This is a genomic window from Sorangium sp. So ce836 (assembly GCF_028553905.1).
Taxonomy (GTDB): Bacteria; Myxococcota_A; Polyangia; order Polyangiales; family Polyangiaceae; genus Sorangium; species Sorangium cellulosum_D.
The window spans coordinates 5637417-5659991 of the sequence record NZ_CP102233.1 but is presented as its reverse complement, the minus strand read 5'-3'; the positions used below and the strand labels follow the sequence as shown (position 1 = coordinate 5659991).

The following is a 22575-nucleotide window of genomic DNA, read 5'->3' as shown; positions in this document are numbered from 1 at the left end:
GCTCGTGATCGCGCTGGTGCATCCTGCGCGGCTCACGAGGCTGAGGCGTAGCGGCGCTGGACGTCGGGTCCACCCACCCGGGCCTCGGAGGAGGGTCCCAGGTGGCGACGGAGCGACTGTCCATGCACAAAACGCGAGAGATTCTTCGACAGAAGTGGCTCCTCGGCCGCACGCACCGGCAGACGGCGACGAGCAACGGCACAAGCCCCGGGGCCGTGGGCAGCGTTCTGGCGCGCGCCAAGGCCGCCGGCCTCACGATGTGGGAGCAGGTCACCCAGCTGGACGACGAGGCGCTCGAGCGGACGCTCTACGGCACAGCCGTCGTCGAGCCGGGGGTCGCGCCGGCCGAGCCTGACTGCGCCTGGATTCACCGCGAGCGGCACCGGCCGCACGTGACGCTGGAGCTGCTGCACCTGGAGTACCTGCGGCAGCATCCCAACGGTCTGCGGTACACCGCCTTCTGCAACCGGTACCGGGCGTGGCTCGCGCGGCGCGGCCTGGTGATGCGCCAGGTGCACGTCGCGGGCGAGAAGATGTTCGTGGATTACGCGGGGAAGAAGCCGACCCTCGTGGACGCTGCCACCGGCGGCGTCACCCAGGTCGAGCTGTTCGTCGCCGTGCTGGGCGCCTCCAGCTACACGTATGCCGAGGCGACGCGCAGCCAGAGAGGACCCGACTGGATCGGAAGCCACTGCCGCGCGTTCGCGTTCTTCGGCGGTGTCACGCGCGCCGTCGTGTGCGACCAGCTCAAGAGCGGCGTCACGCGCGCCTGCCGGTACGAGCCGCAGGTACAGCGGACGTACGAGGAGATGGCCGCGCACTACGGCACGACGGTGCTGCCCGCGCGACCGAAGCATCCGCGCGACAAGGCCAAGGTCGAGGTCGCCGTGCAGGTCGTCGAGCGGTGGATTCTTGCCCGTATTCGCAACGAGGTGTTTCACTCGCTCGCAGCGCTTAACGCGCGCATCACCGAGCTGCTGGTCGACATCAACAGCCGTGTGATGAAGCGCTACGGGGAGAGCCGGAGAGAGCTCTTCGAGAAGCTCGAGAGGCCAGCGCTCGCCGCCCTGCCTGCTGAGGCTTTCGAGTACGCCGAGTGGAAGAAGGCGCGTGTCAACATCGACTACCACGTGGTCTTCGATGACCACTTCTACTCGGTGCCGTATGCGCACGTGCACCAGGAGGTCTGGATCAGGGCGACGGTCGCGACGGTCGAGGTCCTGCTGCACAGCCGCCGGATCGCGTCGCACCCCCGCTCGCGAGCGCGCGGCAAGCACTCGACCCTGCGTGAGCACATGCCGAGCGCCCACCGGGCGCACGCAGAGTGGACGCCCTCGCGCCTGCTGGCGTGGGCCGAGAAGATCGGCCCGGCAACCCGGCAGCTCTGCGCGGCGATCCTGGCCGAGCGGCCCCACCCCGAACAGGGCTTCCGCTCCTGCCTGGGCCTGCTGCGCCTCGGCAAGCGCTACGGCCAGGAGCGGCTGGAGGCCGCCTGCGAGCGCGCCGGGCGCGTCCGCGCCCGATCCTACCGGCACATCGAGTCGATCCTGAAGAACGGGCTCGATCGCGTGCCGCTTGCTCATGATGACGGGGCCCCCGTCGCCCCCCAACCCATCGACCACGAGAACATCCGTGGCCGTGACTACTACCTCAACTGATGGAGAACGACGTGTTGACCGAACCCACGCTCGAGAAGCTCAAGAGCCTTCACCTCTACGTCATGGCGAACACCTGGGTGGCGCAGCGGACTGACGCTGCGATGGCCGAGCTCGACTTCGACGGCCGCTTTGCGCTGCTCGTCGACGCCGAGCACATGGCCCGTGACAACAAGCGGATCGGGCGGCTCTTGCGCGAGGCGAAGCTGCGGATCCCGAGCGCGTGCCTCGAGGACATCGACTACGCGCCGAAGCGGGAGCTCGATCGGGCACAGATCCGCCAGCTCTCGTCGGGTCGCTGGATCGTCGACCACGCCAACGTGCTCATCACCGGGATGACCGGCGTGGGCAAGAGCTACCTGGGCTGCGCGCTGGCGCATCAGGCGTGCCGCGCTGGCTTCCGCGCGCTCTACCGTCGCGTGCCGCGCCTGCTGGAGGAACTCGCCCTGGCGCACGCCGACGGGACGTACACGCGCCTGCTGGGGCGGCTGGCGAAGATCGACGTGCTCGTGCTCGACGACTGGGGGCTCGCCCCGCTCAAGGACCAGGAGCGCCGCGACTTGCTCGAGGTCTTCGAGGACCGCCACGGCCTGCGGTCGACGGTCATCACGATCAACCAAGCCCAGTACAGCGAGAGTCACAGAGGATTCGAACCCCACTCAGCCGATCGTCGCCGCTGAGGCATTGCTGGCGCTGGCACGCTGGCTGCACATGCGGTGCGACGGAGCCCCGCAAGAGCGGCGCGATCCAGGACGAACGGTGCCCCATGTCCGCGCAGAGGACCACGGCGGATCATCTGTGGACGGTACTGACGCCCGAGCGTCAGACACAACTCGTAAGCGTTCTGAGTCTGATGATAAGCCGCCACCTGGCGGCGCGCGAGGAGGCGGCCGATGAAGACGTCGGCGGCGCCGAACGTGCGAATCGAGGAGCGCCCGACGAAGATCGGAGGTCGCCACCTTGAACGCCTCGCGGTCGTGTACATCCGGCAGTCCTCACTGCATCAGGTCCAGCACCACCAGGAGTCGACCCGCCTACAATACAGCCTCGAAACCATGGCGCGCGAGCTCGGCTGGGAATCGGGGCGCATCCTGGTGCTCGACGAGGATCTCGGGACCTCTGGGGCGTCGGCGGCAGGGCGGCAGGACTTCCAGCGGCTCTTGGCCGAGGTCGCGCTCGACCACGTTGGAATCATCTTGGGTGTGGAGATGTCTCGGCTCGCGCGCTCGAACAAGGACTGGCACCAATTGCTCGAGCTGTGCGCTCGCTTCGGCACCCTGATTGCCGACCTGGACGGACTCTATGACCCGTCGCTCTACAACGATCGCCTGCTCCTGGGGCTGAAGGGGACGATGTCCGAAGCGGAGCTACACATCCTGCGGCAGCGGCTGCTCCAGGGCAAGCGGCAGAAGGCGCGCCGTGGAGAACTGAGCAAGCCGGTGCCATCGGGCTACCTCCTGCAGGCATCCGGCGAGGTCGTCCTCGATCCGGATGAGTCGGTCCAGGCGGTCGTGCGCTTCGTCTTCGAGCAATTTGACCGCCTCGGGACCGCGCACGGAGTGCTCCGTTCCCTGGTCGAGCAGGGACTTCAGATAGGCGTGCGCCGTCGCTCTGGAGGCGACCGCGGAGCTCTCGAGTGGCACCGTCCCCACCGCGGTATGGTCATCAACATGCTCCGCAATCCCATCTACGCAGGTGCGTATGTGTACGGACGGCGACAGACGGATCCACGGCGACAACAACCCGGGCGCCCGGCCACGGGGCGCACACCGCTGGTCGAGCCGGAGGACTGGCAAGCCTGCGTCCGCGATCGCTTTCCCGCCTACATCACATGGGAGCAATTTGAGCGTAACCAGGCTCGCTTGAAGGCCAACCGAAAGTCAAACAGCACGGGTGCGGTACGCAGCGGGAGTGCCTTGCTTCAAGGGCTCATCAGGTGCGGTCGCTGCAACCTGGGCATGTTCGTCCGGTACGCTAAATACAAGGGCCGAATCTATCCGCATTACGTCTGCGGTCAGGAGGCGGCCCACCATGGCAGCCGTCTCTGCATCAATATCTCGGGTAGCTGCATCGATCAGGCTGTTACGGCATTGGCGATCGCGGCGCTGGCTCCGGCCGCATTGGAGATTAGCCTTCGGGTCCGCGCCGATCTCGAGCAGCAGCGCGCCCAGCAGGAGGCTCTCTGGCAGCAGCGACTCGAACGGGCACGCTACGAGGCGGAGCGCGCCGCGCGCCAGTTCAAGAGCGTCGAGCCCGAGAATCGACTCGTCGCCCGCACTCTCGAGCGCGCCTGGGAGGACGCTCTCCGCGCGGAGCGCGACCTGCGCGAGTCGTACGAGCGGCACTCGAAGCAGATGCCGCAGGCCCTGACGCCCGACGACGTCGCTGCCATCCGCGCCTTGGCGACCGACCTGCCGGCGCTCTGGAACGCGCCCACCACGACGCCCGCGGATCGCAGGACGGTGTTGCGGCTCCTCATCGACCATGTCGATATCTCGGCCAACCGCGAGAGCTCGTGGACGGATCTCGTGGTGCATTGGGCCGGTGGCCGTCTGACGCACCAACGCCTCCGCCGCCCCGTCCACAAGCTTGTCCAGACGGGCGACAAGGACGCGCTCATGGCTACGATCCACGACTTGCGCCGCAAAGGCTTCACCGCAGGGCGCATCGCCGAGCAACTCAATGCTGACGGCTGGATCACCCCGACGCAGCACAACCACTTCAACGAGCGCCTCGTGCGGATGCTGCTGCATCGTTACGGTAACGTGCCTCGCGGCCCCAAGCCGCCCCCCAGGGACGCAGAGAACGCTTGGTGGCTTGCAGATCTGGCTCGCGAGCTGAAGATGCCCGTCGTGACGATGTACGGGTGGGTCAACCGCGGGCTGGTGCAAACGCGCTGGATCGACGGCCAGCGGGCGGTGATCGCCGATAAGGCCGAGCTGCGGCGGCTGCGCCAACTCCGCCGCAAGAACCTCATGCACCAGGCGAGGAAGCCCTCGAAGAAAACGTGACAGGAGATGCATCATGCGTGGTCGATCACCAGCCAGATCCCTGTCGGAAAGTGGCACGATCATCTCGGAGATCCGACAATCGCCGACGCCGTGCTCGACCGCATCGTCCACAACGCGCACCGCATCACGCTGAAGGGCCCCTCGCGCCGCAAGGGCAAGGAGACCACCGAGACCTGAACCCTAGACCCCGACGGACCAGCGTCGCTTCGCTCCGAGGGCGATCACGATGCGCGATCGCGGTGATCACGATGGCGTGATCTGCGTGATCACGATGGGCGGTCTCCGCACGCAGCCGCACCGGCTCGCGGCGCCTCCACCCTGCACCTACGACGAGCCTGCCGCTCGGTTTCGCGGAAAATGCCACCCCGCTGCCCAGCGGGCGAAGCGCGGACGAGGCGCTCGTCCCCACGGTAGCGCCGGTGCCGCTGCATCCACCGCGCTCCTCCATGGGTCGCAGCCCGCGGGTCGTCGAGGAGACGGACCCGGGGCGCGGATCCCTGGCTCGGCGTCGCATGGCTCGTAGGGGCGGCCTTGAGCCGGCGGTACGAGCGGCGCAGTTCAGCAGCCGACCACGTGGACGCGGCGCGCTCCGAGCTGCGCCGAGGAACCCTTCAAATATTCAGATGGAATTCACAGGGCGGCTGAGAGACGGGGAGTAAGATCTCAGAGATCTCCCTGCCTACCCGCATCCCTGTTCAATTTTCCGCCCACAACGCGAACGGATGAGGAAATATCAGCCCGCGATCCCGACGGCCGACAGCATCAAAGGCCGCTCGAATCCAGGGGATTCGAGCGGCCTCGGTCGCGCGGACCCCCGCCGCGAGCCGCTTTGTCACCACTTCAGAGCTTCGATCATCTTCTCACCATAACGCGTGCCCATGGTAACAACGGACGCATGATCGAAGTGGTACTGATCCATGACGTTGGTCCCCTGCTGGCTGACCCAGTATCCCATAGGCAGCATGTCGGCCGCTTGGTGCACGAGGTTGTTATGACCGCCGCAGCACCCGCCCGCGGGGAGCTCTCCGAGAATGAAGGGAACGTCGTAGTCGACCCCCCAGGCTGCTTTCACCTCGTTATAGAGCTGAACGACCTTGCCGGGCCATGAGCTCTGGCCGTTGTCGGACTCACCCTGGTGGAAGATGATGCCCGCGAAGCGCGCGTTCTCGGCCGTCTTCGCTTTGGCGATCTTGTTCAAGATCATCTGGTGATGCGAGCCACCAGTGATGAACGTGTTGATCGACTCGCCGCTCTCAGCGGTAGCGACCAACCCGATCGTATCCCCCTCAGGCAGCTTTCCGAGCAGGGTCTTGCCGAACCAGATGCCCGGGTCGACGGAGGTCGACAGGTTCCATCCTTTTTCACCAGGACAATCGCTGAGCGGCGGATTGGCCAAGTTCCACTGTCCGGCCGGCTGATTGCATCCACCGAGGACCTTGAGCCGCGCGTCAGAATTCTTGTCGCTGTCCTGTTTGTCTGCGACACCAGCCATATTCGACTGGCCCATGAGCATGAAGATGTGAAACGTCGGACTCGAGCTCGGTGCGCCACCGGTGCCTGCCCCGCTGCTAACCGATCCGGTCCCTCCCGTGGCGTCACCTCCAGTCCCTGCGCTCGTGCTGCCTGTCGCGTCGCCCCCGGTCCCCGCGCTCGTGCTGCCTGCCGTGGCGCCGCCGGTCCCCGCGCTCGTGCTGCCTGCCGTGGCGCCTCCGGTCCCCGAGCCGGCCCCTCCGGTGTTGTCGTTCTCACCGGTCGCGCCGGACGAATCGGACTCGCCACAACCGGACGCAGCGATGATGAAGAGGAATGGGAGGAGCAGGAACCTGGGTGTGCCTCGGATCGTGCGGTTCATCTCGGTCATGGTCGTTACCTCGTCGCGCCGGGGCGCGATCTGAAGAGAATGGCGGAAGTGGTAGGCCGGCGTCGCGATGCCGGCGCGGCGAACCTCGCCCGCAAAGAGCTCAGCGCCGGGGCCTACCTTATCGCATCTTGGGCGCTTGGCGTCCAGGATTCGGCCTCAGGACAGCACGAGGAGAAGGCTTTTGACGCTGGATTTTTTCATCGTCGGCGGCGTTCGTTCTTCGCTGCGCCTCAAGCGCCGACCGATCGTTTCGAAGCGAAGCGGTTTCACGGTCCGGGACCGCGGAAATTTGAAACGGACGCGACGCGCGGGCAACGCAGGGGACCCATCACGAGGCAACCGCGCTGCGTCGCGAAATTGGCCAGCCTCTCGGAGTCCCTAGTTCCGTGCGTCAGACGCGTCACCCACCCTGTCGAGCTCGGCGCGGCGCTCTACGTGCTTGAGCAGCCGGACGATGCGCTCTGCGCTCCGCGAGCGCACCAGGCTCCCCATGGATTCAGGGCAAGGCGGTCGTGATCACGTCCTTCGTGGTCGCCGTGCTCTGGCCGGGGCGGTCGACGCAGGACGGGTAGTACTGGCCGGCCCCGTTGAGCCTCTGGCAGACCCGGTCGCACGGCCCGGCGATGCGGATCAGCCCGCACTCCACGATCTGACCCCCGGAGGTCACGTGGCCCGCGGCGCAGTCGCGCTGGTGGGCGCGCGAGTTGTCGACCGTCGCGCTGTTGTAGCAAGCGTTGATGTAGGGCTGCGCGGCGAACAGGTTGCCCCAGAAGGCCCCCTCGACATGCGGATAATCGATGAGCTCCTGGCTGGAGGAGAGCGTCTTCAGCGGATCCCGCAGCGAGCGGGCGGAGAGGAGCACCGGTACCTGATAGTAGTTCACGCGCGCCGCCACGCAGCTGGAGACGATGCGCTGCCCGGCCTGGTCGAGCGGCCCGGTCGCCCACGCGGGGGCGGCGCCGAGCAGCCCGGGGTAGCGCTCCTCGTGCCTGGTGCCGGTGGAGTCCATCCACGAAAAATCGAAGGAGGCCTTGCTGCTCAGGGCGCAGCTCGCCGCGTAACGCAAGAAATCGCGCGCCAGCGCGCCGCTCGGCCCGGGATCCTGGATCGCGGCGAGGTTCCGCGCGCTGAGGCCGCTCAGGTTCAGGGCGTTGAGGTTCAGGGCATTGAGGTTCAAGGCGTTGAGGTTCAGGGCGTTCGTGCTGAGCGCGTTGCCGCCCAGGAGGGCCCCCTGGGATTCCCCCACAGGCTCGTCCCACGCGCCTGTGTCCCCCACCTCCGCGGCGCAGCCCGATAGCACCCCTGCCCAACCAAGCACGATGAATGTCCGCTCGAGAGACATGGATTCCCCCGTGTTCCTGGCGCATGACCCGACGGCGCCCTGCGCGCGGCGCGCGCGGGCTCCCATCGATTCGCTGGATGGGTTCAATATTCTACGTTTTCCCGCGCTGTCGCGCCGGTGAAAGTCGCTTCAGCGGCGGCGAGGTCGATGTCGGGAGCGTCCGACTCCGTCGCTCTCGTCAGCTCCGCGTGCCAGCGACGGAGTCGCTCGCCCATGACGGTCGGAATGGTGGCGGCGGCCGCGAGGGCGCGCTCGAGCTGCGCCCGGGCGTCGGCGCGCCGGCCGCGGCGCAGGGCGGCGAGCGCCCGCGCCTCGAGCACCTCGATCCGCTCCTGCCCGACCGAGCAGCGCGCGGAGCGCTCCTCCAGCGCGGCCCACGCGGCGCGGTCGTCGTCGCGGGTCGCGAGCTCGATCATCGCGCAGAGCACGTCCTCCGAGGGCTTCAGCGCCTCGCAGCCGGCGTCGTCTCGCGCCGCGCGGAGCCGCAGCGCGATCCGGCGAGCGCCCGCCTCGTCGCCCTGGTAGAGGCGCAGGCGCGCGATCAGGAGCGCCACGACGACCGGCGCGTGGCGATCGCCGCAGCGCGGCGCTATCGCCTGGACGGCGCGCGCATGGGGCCTCGCGGCCGCGAGATCGTCCATCAGGTACAGGTACTCGGCGAGGTTGTAGCGGCCGACGAGCTCGAACGCGGGCTGGCCGAGGTCGCGCCCGAGCGCGATGGTGCGCTCGAAATCGGCGATCATCCCGGCGCGGTCGCCCTGGAGCGCCCGCGCGAGCCCGCGGTTGTTGAGCGCAGCGCCGAGGTGCATGAGATCGCTGCGCTCCTCGCAGCTCAGGATCACCGCGTCGAGGTCCCGCGCCGCCTCCTCGACGCGGCCGAGGCTCGCCAGGATGAAGCCGAGCAGCAGCCGGGCGATGATGTGCGTCTCGTGGCCCTCGTCCCCGAGCCGCGCCGCCTGCGCCGCGGCGCGCGTCAGCACCGCGGCGGCCTCGTCCTCGCGGTCGGCGCGGTGGAGCGAGCGGCCCACGCCGAGGAGCAGGCGGGCGCCGAGCAGGGGCGAGGCCACCCGGCCGGCGAGGCGCTCGGCGGCCGCGACCCGCTCGCTCGCGGCCCGGTACTCGCCCGTCCAGTCGAGGATCATGGCCTCGTCGAGGAGGAGCTCGATCTCGGCCCCCGCCTCCGACGCCGCGGCCGCCGCCTCGCGCGCCGCGGCGAGGTCGGCGAGGGCCTCGGTGTGGCGCCCGAGCCGGAAGCGAGCGAGGCCCCGCGCGCGGCGCTCCTCGGGCAGCAGCGCGCCGAGCAGCGCCTCGACGCGCCCGTAGCAGCCCTCGGCGTCGAGGTAGGCCCGGCGCGCGGCCGCGAGCTCGGCGCCGCGGGCGAGGAGCGACGCCGCGCGGGCGGTCAGGCCGCCGCGCTCGCAGTGCGCCGCGAGCACCAGCGGATCGGCCTCGCCCGCGGCCTCGAGCCAGTCGGCGGCGAGGCGGTGGCCGAGCGCCCGGTCGTCCTCGGTGAGCTGCGCGTAAGCGCCCTCGCGCAGGAGCGCCTGGCGGAAGGAGTACTCCTCCTCGCCGGGGAAGCGGCCCTCGCGGTGGCGGACGCAGAGCTCCCCGGCGACGAGCGCGGAGAGGTGCTCCGCGAGCGGAGCGGCCTCGTCGCCCCCGAGCAGGTGCGCGACGGCGCCTCGCCAGAACACCTCGCCGAGCACGCTGGCGGCCCGCAGGATCCGGCGCGCGGGGGGCGCGAGCGCCTCCAGCCGGACCTGCACCATCGCCACCACCGTCTCGGGCAGCGCGTCGCCGCGGCCCTCCGCCGTCGCGCGGATCAGCTCCTCGAGGAAGAACGGCTGGCCCTCGGACTGGGTGACCAGACGATCGATGAGGGCCCCGTCGGCCGCGTCGCCCAGCGCCTCCCGCGCGAGCTGCGCGCACGCCCTCGGCGGGAGCTGCCTGAGCCAGAGCTCCTGCCGCCCGCGCTCGGCCCAGAGCTCGGGGTACGCTTGCTTGATCTCGGGGCGCGCCGTGGCGAGCACGACGAGCGGCTGGTCCGCGAGCTCGCGCAGCGCCGCGTCGATGGCCGCGACGGAGGCGCGATCGGCCCAGTGCACGTCCTCCAGCGCGAGCACCACCGGCTGGGCCGCGCACTCGGCGCGCAGGAAATCGCGGAGCGCGCGCTGCATCTGCTCGCCGAGCAGCTCGGGATCCTGCCGAGCGGCGCGGAGCGGGAGGCTGTCCGCGTCGGGGAACGGCACGCCGGCGAGCTCGCCGAGGAACTCCTCGATCCGGCGCCGATCCGCCTCGGGCACGCGGCGGGCGACGCGGGCCCGGAGGAGCGCGCGCCGCTCCTCGATGGGCTCGCCGCCCTTGATCCCCGCCGCGCCGCGGATCGCCTCCGCGAGCAGGCCGCCGACGGACCGCGCGCGGAGCGGATCCCCGAACCCCGCCCAGATCTCCGCGGGCGCGCCGGCGCGCCGGAGGGCGGCGAGGTGCTCCTGGAGGAGGCGGGACTTGCCCATGCCCGCGGCGCCGATGACGAGCACCGCCCGGGCGGCGGGCTCGCCGGCGCAGGCGGCGAAGGTCTGCTCGAGCAGGCGGAGCTCGTGATCGCGGCCGACGCAGGGCGTGGGCCTGCCGAGGAGCGGGCGCCACGGCTCGGCGGCGCTGCGCTCGCCGCGGAGCTCGAGGGCGCCGGACGCGGTGGTCGCGGCCTCGAAGCGGGCCTCGAGCAGCCCGGCGGTGGTCTTGTCGAGGAGGATCTGCGGCGCGCCCGGGCCGCCCGCGCTCCGGAGCAGCCCCGCGGCGCGCTGGATGGCGTCGCCGACGGGCAGGCCGCGCCCGAGCTCGCCCCAGCCGACGGTGATCGCGATCGGGCGATCGGGGACGCGCTCCCGCAGGGCCAGCGCGCAGCGCGCGAGCTGCGCGGCGACGTCGGTGGGCACGTGCGGCCGGCCGACGATGAGCACCGCGGTGCCGTCGGCGAGCAGCTCCAGGCGCCCCTCGAAGCGGGCGGCGACCTCCCGGAGCGCGCCGGCGTCCGCGCCCGCCTCGCAGGCCGAGAGGGTGGCGTCCAGCGCGGAGGCCTTCGCGCGGCCCACCACCGCGACGCCGTGGAAGCGGCGCTCGCTGGTGGTGAGCGCGGAGCTCGGCGGCGCCGGGAGCGACCCGCCGTGGACCTCCTCTGCCGCGAGCGCGGCGTGGGCCGCGGCCCCGTCGCGCGGCCGCCGCGCCGGGTCCTTCTCGAGCATGTGCGCGAGCAGCGCGTCGAGCCACGGGGGCGCGTCGGGGCAGCGCTCCGACAGACGCGGGGGCTCGTCGAAGATGATCCTGGCGAGGAGGGCGATCAGGTGATCTGCCTGGAACGGCGGGGCGCCGGTGAGGCACTCGAAGAGCACGCAGCCGAGCGAGAAGATGTCGGCGGGCGCGCCGATCTCATCGCCGCTGCGCGCCTGTTCCGGGGCCATGTATTCGGGCGTGCCGACCAGCACGCCGGCGCCGGTGATCGGGTCCATGCCGGGGAAGCGGGCGATCCCGAAATCGAGGAGCTTGGGCTCCTCGATCCGGCCGCCGACGAGGAAGATGTTGGCCGGCTTGAGATCGCGGTGGACGACCCCCCGCGCGTGGGCGGCGCCCAGGGCCGCGGCGACGCGCGCCCCGAGCTCCACCGTCTCGGCGACCGTGAGGCGCCGCCGCGCGAGGAGGCGGGAGAGGTCCTCTCCCTCCAGCCACTCCATGACCAGGAACGGCGTGCTCTCGCGCGCGGCGTCGTAGGCGATGAACCGGACGATCCCCGGGTGTGCGAGGCGGGCGAGGAGCTCCGCCTCCCGCGCGAAGCGCGCGACCTGATGCGGCGACGGATCGTGCAGCACCTTCGCGGCGACCCGCGCTCCGGAGGTGACGTCACAGGCGCGGTAGACCGCCCCCATGCCCCCGATCTCCGCGAGCGCCTCGACGCGGAAGCGCCCCCCCAAGAGCTCCCCCGAGCGCACCCATCGAGGATAGACGGAGAACGCGGTTCGTCCAGTGATGGTGTGAATTTTGGCCGCGGATCCTGCGCGCGCGGCGCCCGGGACGCATCGATGGTTGGGCCCGACTCCGACCCAGGTGGGAGCGATGCCGGCCGCTCCGAGCGAGCTCCCGCAGGCCGCGCCGCCCGCGCGGCATCCTTCGAGTCATGGCTAAGTTGTTGATACATATTGGTTTTTCAGGGGCGGGCCAAGATCACAGCGAAGCATGTCCGCCAGCCGGGCGGAATCCGCAGTTGAGGCTTGACGTTTCCGAGGGGTTTCGATTTTCTGTTCCTGCGGGAGGCGCCGGGGTCGGCACGTGCGTGCCAGGAGGAGAGCGGGGGCGGCGTAGGGATGCAAGGCGCGAGCGGCTCCTCGCCGGGGGGTCGCGGAGCGCTGTGCATCCCTCGCGCCTCCGGGAGGAGCGCCGCTCTCGACCCCACGACAGCGCCAGCGCCGGCCGATGAAAGCGAACGGGAACCCGATTCAATGAACCGACACAGTCGAGCGCACCTCGGTGAGGACGCTTATCAGGTCACGGAGACCGTGGCCGTGCTGCCGCGGAGCATCTGGCGGCGCGCGCGCCACGCGACCTCCGGCGCGAGCGTGCTGCTGCATTCGCTCCGACGCGCGGTCGCGCAGCCGCGCCGGGTCCTGGAGCTCGAGCTGCAGAAATGGCGTCGAATCGGCACGCTGGCGATCGACGGCGAGGTGTGCGAGGTCGACGGCGAGCTCTCGCTGATCGTGGAGGACTTCGGGGGCGCGCCGCTCGCGATCCCCGCGGGCGGTCTGGACGTCGGAACGTGCCTGGAGCTCGCGCTCGGCATGGCTCGCTCGCTGCATGGATTGCACGAGCAGGGGTTGCTTCACGAGGACGTGAGCCACGGCAGCTTCCTGGTCAATCTCGCGACCCGGCGTGTCGAGCTCGCCGATCTCCTGGCGGTCTCCGAGGGCGCGGCGGGCGGCGCCGCCCTCGAATCCGCGATCTCGCTCGCCCACGTCGCGCCAGAGCGAACGGGGCGTCTCAACCGTCGCCCCGATCACCGAGCAGACTATTATTCTCTGGGCGTCACGCTCTTCCAGATGCTGACGGGCCAGCTGCCGTTCGCGGCGAGCGACGCCATCGGCTGGGCTCACGCGCACGCGTCCAAGCGCGCGCCGCTCGTCACGGAGCTGTCGCCCCACGTGCCGCCCGTCATCGCGCAGCTCGTGGCCAAGCTGCTCGCGAAGGATCCTGACGAGCGCTACCAGAGCGACCACGGGCTGCTGAGCGACCTCACCACGCTGTGCGAGAGCTTCCGACGGACGCAGGCCCTCCCTGCCCTGGTCCTGGGGTCGAGCGACGTCTCCAGTGAATTCGTGGTCAGTCGAGACGTGCAGGGGCGCGACGCCGAGCTGTCGGAGCTGGGAGGCGCCCTCGACGGCGCGCGCTCCGGAAAGCGGCTGCTCGTGCTCATGCCAGGGGCCGCGGGGGCCGGAAAGTCCGCCGTGCTCGCGGAGCTCCTGAGGCGGCACGGCGGCGCGCCGGCGCGCCTCCTGTCGACGTCGTTCGAAGAGCGGGTCGAGGCGGTGCCGCTGTCCGGTCTGGCGCACGTGCTACGAGGCCTGGCAGGGGACCTGCTGGCGCTCTCCGAAGCCGAGCTGACCGAGCTGCGGCAGCGCGTGACCGCGGCCCTGGGGCACAACGCAGGTCTCATGACCGAGCTCGTGCCGGCGCTCTCCTGCGTCACCGGCGCCTCCACGCCCGTCGTGGCGTTGAATCCCCTCGAGGCGCAGCGCCGGCTCAAGCACGTCTTCCTCTCCTTCATCCGTATCTTCGCCACGCCGGAGCGCCCCCTCGTCTTCGTGCTCGACGACGCTCAGTGGCTCGACGGCGCCTCCGCCGAGATGCTGTCTGCCATCCTGACGAACCCCGATTCGAGCCACGTGATGGTGCTGGCCGCGTTCCGCAGCGGTGACGTCGGCGACGTACCCACGCTCCTGAGCCTGCAGAACGCGTTGCGCCGGGCGAACGAGGCCGTGCTGACGTTGCCGCTCGGGCCGCTGTCCTCCGACGCGGTGGCGGAGATCGTGGCTCGCTCGATGCGCGCGCCCGTCGCCGAGGTCCGTGGGCTCGCGGAGATCGTTAAGCGCAAGACCGACGGCAACCCGTTCTTCATCGGCCAGCTGCTCGTCTCCTTGCACCGACAGGGCGCCCTGCGCCTGGAGGTCGAGCGCGGCCGGTGGTCCGCCGACGCGCGGCGCGCGGAGGCGCACCCCGCCTGCGACAACGTCGGCGCGTTGATGGCGGAGCGCCTCGAGAACCTCGGTCCCGACGCGGCGAGGCTCTTGTCCGCCGCGGCGTGCTTCGGCATGCGCTTCGATCTGCAAACCCTGTCCGAGGCCGTGGACAGGCCGGTCGAGGCCTGCCTCGAGCTCGTTCGGGAGGCGCTGGCCCATCGCCTCGTGTCCGAGATCTCGGCCGAAGCTCGAGCGGAGCGGCCGGAGCCTGTCCGGGGTCACGAGCCCGCTTCGTACGCCTTCGAGCACTCGCGCGTGCGGCAGGCGGCGCTCTCGCGCGCCAGCGCCGCGGAGCGCGCGGCGCTCCACGCGTCCATCGGGCGGATCCTGCGCGAGCGCCTGCGGGGCGACGGCGCGCCGAGTCGAATCTTCGAGGTGCTCCGTCACTTGAACGTCGCTCGCGGCGCGATCCGTGACCGGCGAGAGCGCCTCGACCTCGTGGAGCTCAACTTGACCGCGAGCAACCAGGCGCTCCAGAGCGGCGCGTGGAGCATCGCGGGGACCCACGCCGAGATCGCCGTCGAGCTCTTGGCCAGCTGCGAGGGCGAACGTCCACCGGATCTCGCCTTCCGAGCGACCTTCGCGCGCGCCGAGACGGCCTTCGTCCTGGCGGATCCGCACGTCGACGCGCTCTGCGACGAGGCGCTCAGGCTCGCCCCCGACCGGCTGGCGCGCGGCCGTGTTCATGTCTTGAAGACCCGGATCCTCGAGCACGGCGGGCGCATGCAGGACGCCGTGGTCCAGGTGCGCGCGGCGCTGGCCGAGTTCGGCGTGCGCTTGCCGGAGGCGCCCGACGAGATCAACCAGGGCATCGGGGAGGGTATCGGCAAGCTGCAAGCGCACCTCTCGCGCGTGACGATCGAGGGCCTGCCGGCGCTCCCGAAGGCGGAGGACGCCGAGTCGCGCTTGGTCCTCGAGCTGCTGGCGCAGGTGATCCCTCCGGCGTTTCAGACGTATCCGCCGCTGTTCTTCCTGGCGGAGCTCATCATGTTCGACCTGACGCTGAGCCGCGGCGTCGATGCGGTCTCGTGCAAGAACTTCGCCGACTGCGGCATCATCCTCCTCGCGGTGCTGGGCGACTACGACGCCGCCTATCGCATGGGCCTGGCCGCCTTCGAGCTCTTGAAGCGGTTCTCGCCGACCCCGGTCGAATCGGGCGTGTGCTTCGTGTTCGCAGCCTTTCTCGCGCACTGGAAGGAGACGTACCGAGATCTGTTCGCGGTTTACGACCGAGGGGAGAAGAGCGGCCTCATGCTCGGCGACCTGCAGCACGTCGCCTACGCCAAGAACGATCGCGCCCAGCGCTCGTTCCTGGTCGGGGCGCGGCTGCGGGCCTGCCGCGAGCAGGTGGCGGAGCTGCGGCGGTATTTGACGCACATCTCGGCGGCGGGCCAGCTGGTCAATGCGCTGGTCGTCGAGCGAGCCGTCGCTCGGCTTTCGGCGCGCGAGTCGGAGAGGGAGGCCGTCGCCGCGGCCGACCGCGAGGCGACCGCCGTGATGGCCGCCGAGAAGAGCACCCAGTACTGCTACGCCTACGGGCAAGCCCAGATGATGACCAGCTTCATCCTGGGCGACTTCGCTTCGGCGCGGCAATGGATGGAATTCACCCGGGAGTTCTTGATCATCGCGGCGGGGCAGTTCTCGCTCCCCGATTACAAGCTCTTCGAAGGGCTGCTGGCGGTGCGGGCGTGCCGCGAAGGAGGCCCGGAGACGCGGGAGGCCCTGCTCGCCGTCGTCGAGGAGAACCTGAAGCAGCTCGAGGGCTGGTCCCGCCTGTGCTCGGAGAACTTCGCCCACAAATACCACTTCCTGGCCGCCGAGCACGCGCGCCTGACGGGGCAGCCGCTGCAGGTCGTGCTCGCCCGCCACCGCGACGCGATAAGGACGGCCGGAGACGGGTTCATCCACCTGCGGGCGCTGGTCCACGAGCACCAGGCCGAGATGTGGCTGTCGCTGGACGAGCCCCTCCACGCGAGGACATGCCTGGAGACGGCTTACAGGCTCTACAATGACTGGGGCGCAACGGCGAAGCTCGAATTGCTCGCGCGCGAACACCCCGCTTTGCTCGCGGATGCCGTCAGAGGAGAGATCGCGACGCCGCGCGGCGCGGCGGCGGCCGGCCTGGGGTTCGACGGCGCGTCCCTGCTCAAGGCGACGCAGAGCATCTTCGTCGAGGTCGAGCCCGAGCGGCTGTTCGCCGCGCTGATGGCCACGTTGATCGAGAACGCCGGGGCAGAGCACGGCTGCCTCGTCCTGCGAGACGACGCCGATCGCACGTACTACGTGGAGGCGCGCGCCCACGTGGAGCGCCCGATCACGAGCCTCCCGCGGCGCGTGGCGTACTCGGAGGCCGAGTTCCTGTGCCCGAGCGTCGTCAGCTACGTGCTGCACACGGGAGAGGCCGTCACGCTGGACGACGCGTCGAAGGCCGGCGCCTTCCTGGCGGACCCGCAGATCCGGAAGCGGGGGGTGCGCTCGGTGCTGTGCGCTCCCATCATGCGCAAGGGAGACGTCCTGGGCGCGCTGTACGTGGAGAACAACGTCAGCCCGTATGTCTTCACGCGCGAGCGCCTGGCTGCGTTGCAGGTGATCGCCAGCCAGGCGGCGATCTCGATCTACAACGCGCAGCTCTACGAGGAGCTGGAGCGACGCGTGGCCCAGCGCACCGAGGAGCTCGCGCTCAAGAACCGCCAGATCGCCTCGATGCTCGACAACCTGGACGACGGGGTCTTCACCATCGACCGAAGCCGGCGCGTCGAGCCGGGATACTCTCGACGATTGGCGGAGATCCTCGGCGACACCGAGCTGGTCGGTCGAGACTGCCTCGCGCTGTTGCTCGACGGGTCCAACGTGCGGCCAGACGCGCGGAGCGCGGCAGAGGCGGCGCTGTGCTGCGCCTTCGATCAAGAACAGTGGCTGGCTGCGCTGAACGCCGACCACCTGATCCGTGACGTGGAGCGCACGGGCCCCGGCGGCAAGCCCCAGTTCCTCGAGATCTCCTGGAGCTTCATCGCGTCGGAGGCAGATCACGTGGAGCGCATGCTGGTCACGGTTCGCGACGTGACGTTGCTGCGCAGCCTGAAGCAAACGGCGCGCAACAAGGAGCGCGAGGTCGACATCATCGTGCAGGCGCTCGATCGCGGGGTCGATGCCACACGAGCGTTCTGCGCCGACTGTCGCGAGCTGCTGGCCGCCAATCGCGCGGCGCTCGGGCCGGACGCCGCGCTGTCCGAGCGGCTCCGTGACGCCGCCCTTCGCGACCTCCACACGCTGAAGGGCAACGCTCGCCTGCACGGCTTCACGCACCTGGTGGACCGCCTGCACGCTGCGGAGAGCGCCTACCAGGCGCTGCGCCGAGAGCCAGGGCAGCCGATCGAGAGGCACGAGCTGCTGGAGCGCCTGGACGCCGTCGAGCGGGCGGTCGACGAATACGAGTCGGTTTGCCAGCACAAGCTGACGGCCGCGCTCAAGAGGCCGGAGGAGCGGAGCGAGGGTGTCCTTCACGACATCCGGGCCCTGGTCGCGACGGCGGATTCCACCGGCGCGGCCCAGGAGCTGGCGCGCAAGCTGCGTCAGGTCCTCGCGCGTCTCGACGCGACGTCGGTGGCGCGCGTCGTCGACGAGACGCGCGAGATGTTGCCGAGCTTGGCCGCCGAGCTCGGCAGGCCCCCGCCCGCGGTGCTGACGGAGCAAGCCGAAGCGCAGCTGGCCAGCGACTGGACGGGGCTCGTGAAGGACATCCTGGTTCAGTGCTTTCGCAACTCCCTCTATCACGGCATCGAGCTGCCCGACGCGCGAGAGCTCGCCGGCAAACCGGCGCAGGGCCGCATCCATGTTCGCGCGCGGAGCGGACCGGGCGCGCTCGAGCTGCAGATCTTCGACGATGGCCGCGGGCTCCCGCTCGAGAAGCTGCGTCGGCGCGAGGCCAGTCATCCTCTGCCGGATGAGGCCCTGGCCGACCAGATCTTCCGGTCCGGCGTCTCGACCGCAGAGACGATCGATCGAGTCGCCGGTCGAGGCGTCGGGCTCGACATCGTGCGCGAGCGCCTCCGGGCTCGCGGCGGTGACGCGCTGGTGCGCTTCACCGGGGAGGAGCGCGATGGCCATCGGCCGTTCATGCTGGTCCTCCGCCTGCCGAAGAGCGCGGTCGCCTCCCGCTCCGGCGGGTAGCGCTCACGTTGGAGCGACGGGTCGCGCCCGGGCTCGCGGCGGCGGGCCCCACCGGTGGCATCGCGGTGCCTCGGCGAGAGGTTCTGGCTCGACGCGCCGCCGCCCTTTACACTCCGCCGCGCTCGTCGCGCCGCGGCTGGCGCGACCCCAACGCCTGACGGAGATCCCCAGTGAGCAACCATCCCGCATTGACACCTGGCCGCGTGGCCGTGGTGACCGGCGCCGCCAGCGGCATTGGCCTCGCCGCCGCCGAGCGCTTCGCGCGCATGGGCCTGAAGGTCTGTCTCGCCGACCTGGACGGGCCGGCGCTGCGCGAGGCGTTTGCGCGCGTCGCCGCCGTCGCGGCCGGCGGAGCGGCCGACGTGCGAGCGGCCCCGACCGACGTCGCCAGGCTCGAGGACGTGCAGCGCCTGAAGCAGCTCGCCTACGACGCGTTCGGCGAGGTGGCGGTCCTGATGAACAACGCCGGAATCGGCAACGGCGCCAAGCCGTGGAAAGACGTCGAGCGCTGGCGCCGCCTCATCGAGGTCAACCTCTGGGGCGTCATCCACGGCGTGCACGCGTTCACCGAGGCGATGCTCGCGCAGGGCACCCCCTGCGCCATCGTCAACACGGGCTCGAAGCAGGGCATCACCACCCCGCCGGGCGACGCCGCCTACAACGTCTCCAAGGCCGGCGTGAAGGTGGTGACCGAGCAGCTCGCTCACGAGCTGCGCAACGTCGCTGGCTGCAAGATCACGGCCCACCTGCTCATCCCGGGGTACACGTTCACCGGCATGACCGCGCGCGGCCCGGAGAAGCCCGCCGAGGCGTGGACCGCCGAGCAGGTGGTGGACATGATGATCGCCAGCATGGGCCGGGGCGATTTTTACGTCCTCTGCCCGGACAACGCGGTCACGCGCGAGATGGATGAGCGCCGCATCCAGTGGGCGGCCGACGACCTCATCCGGAACCGGCCTGCGCTGTCGCGCTGGCACCCCGACTTCGCGGAAGCGTTCGCGGCCTACATGGCGGGCGCGGCGAAGCCTTGACGCGTAGGGCTCCTCCGGAGCAGGAGCCCGCGCAGGCGGACGCAGATTCAGGCTCACCCATACCCCACGACGTCGCGCTGCCCGGGCGGCGGCGCAGCGGCCCGGGGCCGTCCCCCTCTCTGTCCCACCCGATCGACCGACCCATGATCGCCTCCGATCGCGACCGCGATTGTAAAAAGAAGAGCGGACTGAATGCTCTTTTGGCGCTCATGTAAAAACGATGTTTCGTCTCCGCTGACGACCGGGGGCGGTTACAGCCTCACGGACTCGGAACGCTCGGCCTGTTGCTCCGCCGCTCGGGAGCGATGCAGAAACCTGCGATTCGCCCCTCGACGAATGGGCGCGCACGTCCCAGTCTACGCGCACCGGATATGCTCGCGCTCCCCACACAGCCACTTCAGAGCCACTGGTGCAACAAGGGCACGGTAAACATCTGGTGTCCTGCGCCGGCGCTGCTGGTCACGTGCGTCACCGGGGTGCTCGTTGAAGAGGGCGCTCAGGCCATCGAGGAGGTGATGTTGCGCCGGGTCGCCGCGGACGGCCGCATCCTGGTCTTCAACGACTGGGAGGCGATGACCGACTACGATCACGCCTCGCGCACGCGGCTGACCGAGGCGACGATGTCCGTGCTCGACGCGATCGAGGGAGGGCATTTCCTGCTCGGGTCGAAGGTCGTCGTCTTCGGGGTTCAGGTCGCGAACACGGCCATCCGGAAGCTCACGGTGCACCCGTCCCGCGCCCTGTTCGAGCGCGCGTTGCAAGACGCGATTCGGGAGCGCACGCCGGTCGGCATGATGTAGCTCCCTGTCGCCCACGGTCCGCCCTCGATGGCCCGAGGTGTGCGGAGCACCCCGGCTCGAGGAGACGCTGTTCGTCCTGGCGAGAGGTGCGTCGGCTCGGCGCCATCATCGATCATGCGATCCCCGCTCGAGCGCCGACCGAAGTTGGGCGTAGGTGGGCGCGAGCGCCCGGAGCGCGGCGGCGGCGGCCGCGTCGTCGCCCGCGGTCAACGGATGCTGCATCGAACCGATGAGCCGCGCCTGCTCTGCTGCGACCCGTGCGGCCTCGGCGTATCCGATGCGCGCCAGGCAGGTCGCGGCGTCCGTGAGGCGGCGCGCTCCGACCCGGATCGCAAAGCGGTTCAGGTGGCCGCGCAGCTCGTCGCCACAGCCAGCCTCGATGAGCGCCGCCAGCCGCTCGGCGGCCTCGCCGTTGCCGAGGCTGCCGGGCGGCATCTCGTGATCGCCGTCCATCGACAGCCACCGGATCGCTCCGGGTATCGAGGCCCTGATGACGTCCAGCTCGGGAGTTTCGGCGCGGCGGGCGAAAGCGGCGCGCATCGTATACGGATCGCCATAGTCGATCGTCTCCGCCCGCCACGCCGCCATGAAGTCGTCCAGCGGCAGCGATGCATAAGGGTACCCTTCGGGATCGTGGAGGAGCACGCGCTTGTCGTCCACCTCGAGGACGACCAGGTAGTGATCAGCGCCGAACGGCCCGGTCTTGCCCGGCTGGTATTTCAGATGCCCCATCTCGACCGGCCCGATCCAGACCGGACCGTCCATGAGGGCTGCCTTGAGATGGGCAAGGGCATCGGCAGCATCCTTGCCTTTGACGACCGTGGACGTCCAGCCCAGCGCTGCCAGCGCGCCGTCGAAGCCGGCCTCGGGGGTCCAGCCGTACGGGTCGAAGAACGGCAGCTCACCGCCGATCAGCTGCATCCCGAAGGGGCTGCACGTGGCGAGCTCTATCACGGCGGTCGAAGGCGCGCGGTCGCCCAGCATCATCGCGAAGGCGTTGGCGTAGCAATACGGGCCCGAGCCAATGTACGGAAAATGCGCCATGCGTGTCTCTCCTGACGTTGCAAGCCGAGACGCGAATAGGCGGTAATTTGCGATAATTGTCAATCTGCGCCGCTCGCGTCAGCGCCGCTGCGCAGGCGCCGTTCGCCTCGGCATGACCGTGGCCGCTCGCACGGCGGCACATCTCTTGCACGGAATTTGCTGCCGCCCGGGCAGGCTCATGGCGACCCTCTTCGCGCGCAACGAATCGTAAGTGTTCCTAATCATCAGGGATCCTAATCATCAGCGATCCTAAGTATAGTCGCGACAGCGAGAAGAGCATCAGCACGGGAGGCTTCAAGCGATCCATGCATTACGCACTGCATGCCAATTTTGGCACGACCGCGCGCGGCCGTGCGAGGGGGGCGTGAGATGGCTGCCCGCGATGCTGGGCCGGGATGGGCGCACGCGAGGCGGGCCATCGAGGTCGCCTTCTCCAGCTCCGGGAGGCCTCGGATCGGTCGCGTGTGCAAGGTGGGTCATGGCCTCTCCTGCGAGGTCTATGCGGCCCACGTCGAGCTGGTGCCGGATCCAGAGGGCCGCTCGGGGACGTATGCGGCGTTCATCCCCGCGAGGGGCAGCGCCCCGCGGACGCGCGCGAGCTGGCAACGTGAGGGCGCGCTCCTCGAACGGGTTGCCGCCCGCACGCGCGCGATCCGCGTGCCGGCCTTGACGGCGATCGTCCCGGCGGGTGGGGTCGACGTCGTCGTGCGACCCTATCTCGAGGGGATCCCCCTCGACCTGCGCGCCGGTCGCAAGGGCAGCGTGGCTCCCTGGGACGTCGTCGCGCAGGTCGCCGCGACGGTTCACGCCATCGACGCCGACGACATCCCCGGCATCGAGGGGCACGCCACGCGGCGCGCTCACGCCATGTCGGAGCTCGCTGCCCTCCACGGCGTGCCCGAGCTCCGCGAGGTGGAGCGGTGGGCTCTCGAGCATCTGCCGGAGGAGGAGCCATCGGCGCTCATCCACGGGGATCTCCTGGGGCAGAACGTCCTCCTTCACTGGGAGCAGCCGTACGGCGTCATCGACTGGGAGTACGCGACGCGCGGCGATCCCGCGTACGACCTGGCGATCGTCACGCGCGAAAGCGCGAGGCCATTCCAGATCGACCATGGCCTGAGGCGGCTCCTGGATGCGTACGCCGCGCAGGGCCGGCCGCGCATCGAGGCGGCGGCCGTGCACCTGTACGAGCTGTGCTTGGTCGGGCGCTGGTATCGGGATGCGATCGAGGGAAAGGGCGATGGCGGCGGAGAGCCGCCGGATCAGCTCTTGCGGCGCGTCGAGAACGTCCTCCGCCGGGCCCGCGCCGTGAGCGGAGGGCGTGGGTAGCTGTGATGTGAACGATGAATCGTGCTCTCCATCGGGCACTCTGATCACTCC

The 22575-nt window shown here is 70.1% G+C and carries 11 protein-coding genes and 1 pseudogene; 8 read left to right on the top strand and 4 right to left on the bottom strand.

The window, feature by feature from the left end:
* Positions 1 to 122 precede the first annotated feature (122 nt).
* From istA to NQZ70_RS20515, 4 genes and pseudogenes are all read left to right on the top strand, one after another.
* On the top strand, positions 123 to 1658 hold the full coding sequence (istA, locus tag NQZ70_RS20530; RefSeq protein ID WP_129574330.1) for an IS21 family transposase: 1536 nt from the start codon (positions 123 to 125) through the stop codon (positions 1656 to 1658).
* An 11-nt stretch (positions 1659 to 1669) separates the two neighbouring features.
* Positions 1670 to 2335 (top strand): ATP-binding protein, encoded by a 666-nt coding sequence (locus NQZ70_RS20525; RefSeq protein ID WP_165373915.1) that lies wholly within the window; start codon positions 1670 to 1672, stop codon positions 2333 to 2335.
* Positions 2336 to 2548: 213 nt separating this feature from the next.
* Positions 2549 to 4666, top strand: coding sequence for a recombinase family protein (locus NQZ70_RS20520; RefSeq protein WP_129574328.1), 2118 nt, complete (start codon positions 2549 to 2551; stop codon positions 4664 to 4666).
* A 24-nt stretch (positions 4667 to 4690) separates the two neighbouring features.
* Positions 4691 to 4843 (top strand): annotated as a pseudogene (locus tag NQZ70_RS20515) (ATP-binding protein); the annotation flags it as partial.
* Between the two features lie 655 nt (positions 4844 to 5498).
* Here the strand turns inward: NQZ70_RS20515 and NQZ70_RS20510 are convergent.
* The 3 genes from NQZ70_RS20510 to NQZ70_RS20500 all read right to left on the bottom strand — a co-directional run bounded on the left by NQZ70_RS20510 (position 5499) and on the right by NQZ70_RS20500 (position 11852).
* Positions 5499 to 6527, bottom strand: coding sequence for a sialate O-acetylesterase (locus tag NQZ70_RS20510; RefSeq protein WP_129575719.1), 1029 nt, complete (start codon positions 6525 to 6527; stop codon positions 5499 to 5501).
* Between the two features lie 496 nt (positions 6528 to 7023).
* Positions 7024 to 7773 carry a hypothetical protein gene (locus tag NQZ70_RS20505; protein WP_237245463.1) on the bottom strand — a complete coding sequence of 250 codons (750 nt, stop codon included), beginning with the start codon at positions 7771 to 7773 and terminating at the stop codon, positions 7024 to 7026.
* A gap of 179 nt (positions 7774 to 7952) precedes the next feature.
* On the bottom strand, positions 7953 to 11852 hold the full coding sequence (locus tag NQZ70_RS20500; RefSeq protein WP_237245462.1) for a serine/threonine-protein kinase PknK: 3900 nt from the start codon (positions 11850 to 11852) through the stop codon (positions 7953 to 7955).
* Positions 11853 to 12359: 507 nt separating this feature from the next.
* Between NQZ70_RS20500 and NQZ70_RS20495 the strand changes: the two genes are divergently transcribed.
* The 3 genes from NQZ70_RS20495 (at position 12360) to NQZ70_RS20485 (ending at position 20151) form a co-directional block, all read left to right on the top strand.
* Positions 12360 to 18320 carry an AAA family ATPase gene (locus NQZ70_RS20495; protein ID WP_165374069.1) on the top strand — a complete coding sequence of 1987 codons (5961 nt, stop codon included), beginning with the start codon at positions 12360 to 12362 and terminating at the stop codon, positions 18318 to 18320.
* Between the two features lie 170 nt (positions 18321 to 18490).
* Entirely contained in the window at positions 18491 to 19351 is an 861-nt protein-coding gene (locus NQZ70_RS20490; RefSeq protein WP_165374068.1) for an SDR family NAD(P)-dependent oxidoreductase, read from the top strand.
* 371 nt (positions 19352 to 19722) lie between these two features.
* Positions 19723 to 20151 (top strand): hypothetical protein, encoded by a 429-nt coding sequence (locus NQZ70_RS20485; RefSeq protein ID WP_129575716.1) that lies wholly within the window; start codon positions 19723 to 19725, stop codon positions 20149 to 20151.
* Positions 20152 to 20256: 105 nt separating this feature from the next.
* Here the strand turns inward: NQZ70_RS20485 and NQZ70_RS20480 are convergent, their stop codons facing one another.
* Entirely contained in the window at positions 20257 to 21195 is a 939-nt protein-coding gene (locus NQZ70_RS20480) for a hypothetical protein (protein ID WP_129575715.1), read from the bottom strand.
* 462 nt (positions 21196 to 21657) lie between these two features.
* On the opposite strand from NQZ70_RS20480, the gene NQZ70_RS20475 reads away from it, so the two are divergent.
* The gene (locus NQZ70_RS20475; RefSeq protein ID WP_165374067.1) at positions 21658 to 22524 is read left to right on the top strand and encodes a phosphotransferase family protein; all 867 of its coding nucleotides are present in this window, start codon (positions 21658 to 21660) and stop codon (positions 22522 to 22524) included.
* Positions 22525 to 22575: the final 51 nt, after the last annotated feature.

Bases quoted from the DNA above. Each gene is read 5' to 3' on its own strand.
- NQZ70_RS20520 (WP_129574328.1), top strand. From the start codon at position 2,549: ATGAAGACGTCGGCGGCGCCGAACGTGCGAATCGAGGAGCGCCCGACG.
- istA (WP_129574330.1), top strand. From the start codon at position 123: ATGCACAAAACGCGAGAGATTCTTCGACAGAAGTGGCTCCTCGGCCGC.
- NQZ70_RS20485 (WP_129575716.1), top strand. From the start codon at position 19,723: ATGCTCGCGCTCCCCACACAGCCACTTCAGAGCCACTGGTGCAACAAG.
- NQZ70_RS20495 (WP_165374069.1), top strand. From the start codon at position 12,360: ATGAACCGACACAGTCGAGCGCACCTCGGTGAGGACGCTTATCAGGTC.
- NQZ70_RS20510 (WP_129575719.1), bottom strand. From the start codon at position 6,527: ATGACCGAGATGAACCGCACGATCCGAGGCACACCCAGGTTCCTGCTC.
- NQZ70_RS20480 (WP_129575715.1), bottom strand. From the start codon at position 21,195: ATGGCGCATTTTCCGTACATTGGCTCGGGCCCGTATTGCTACGCCAAC.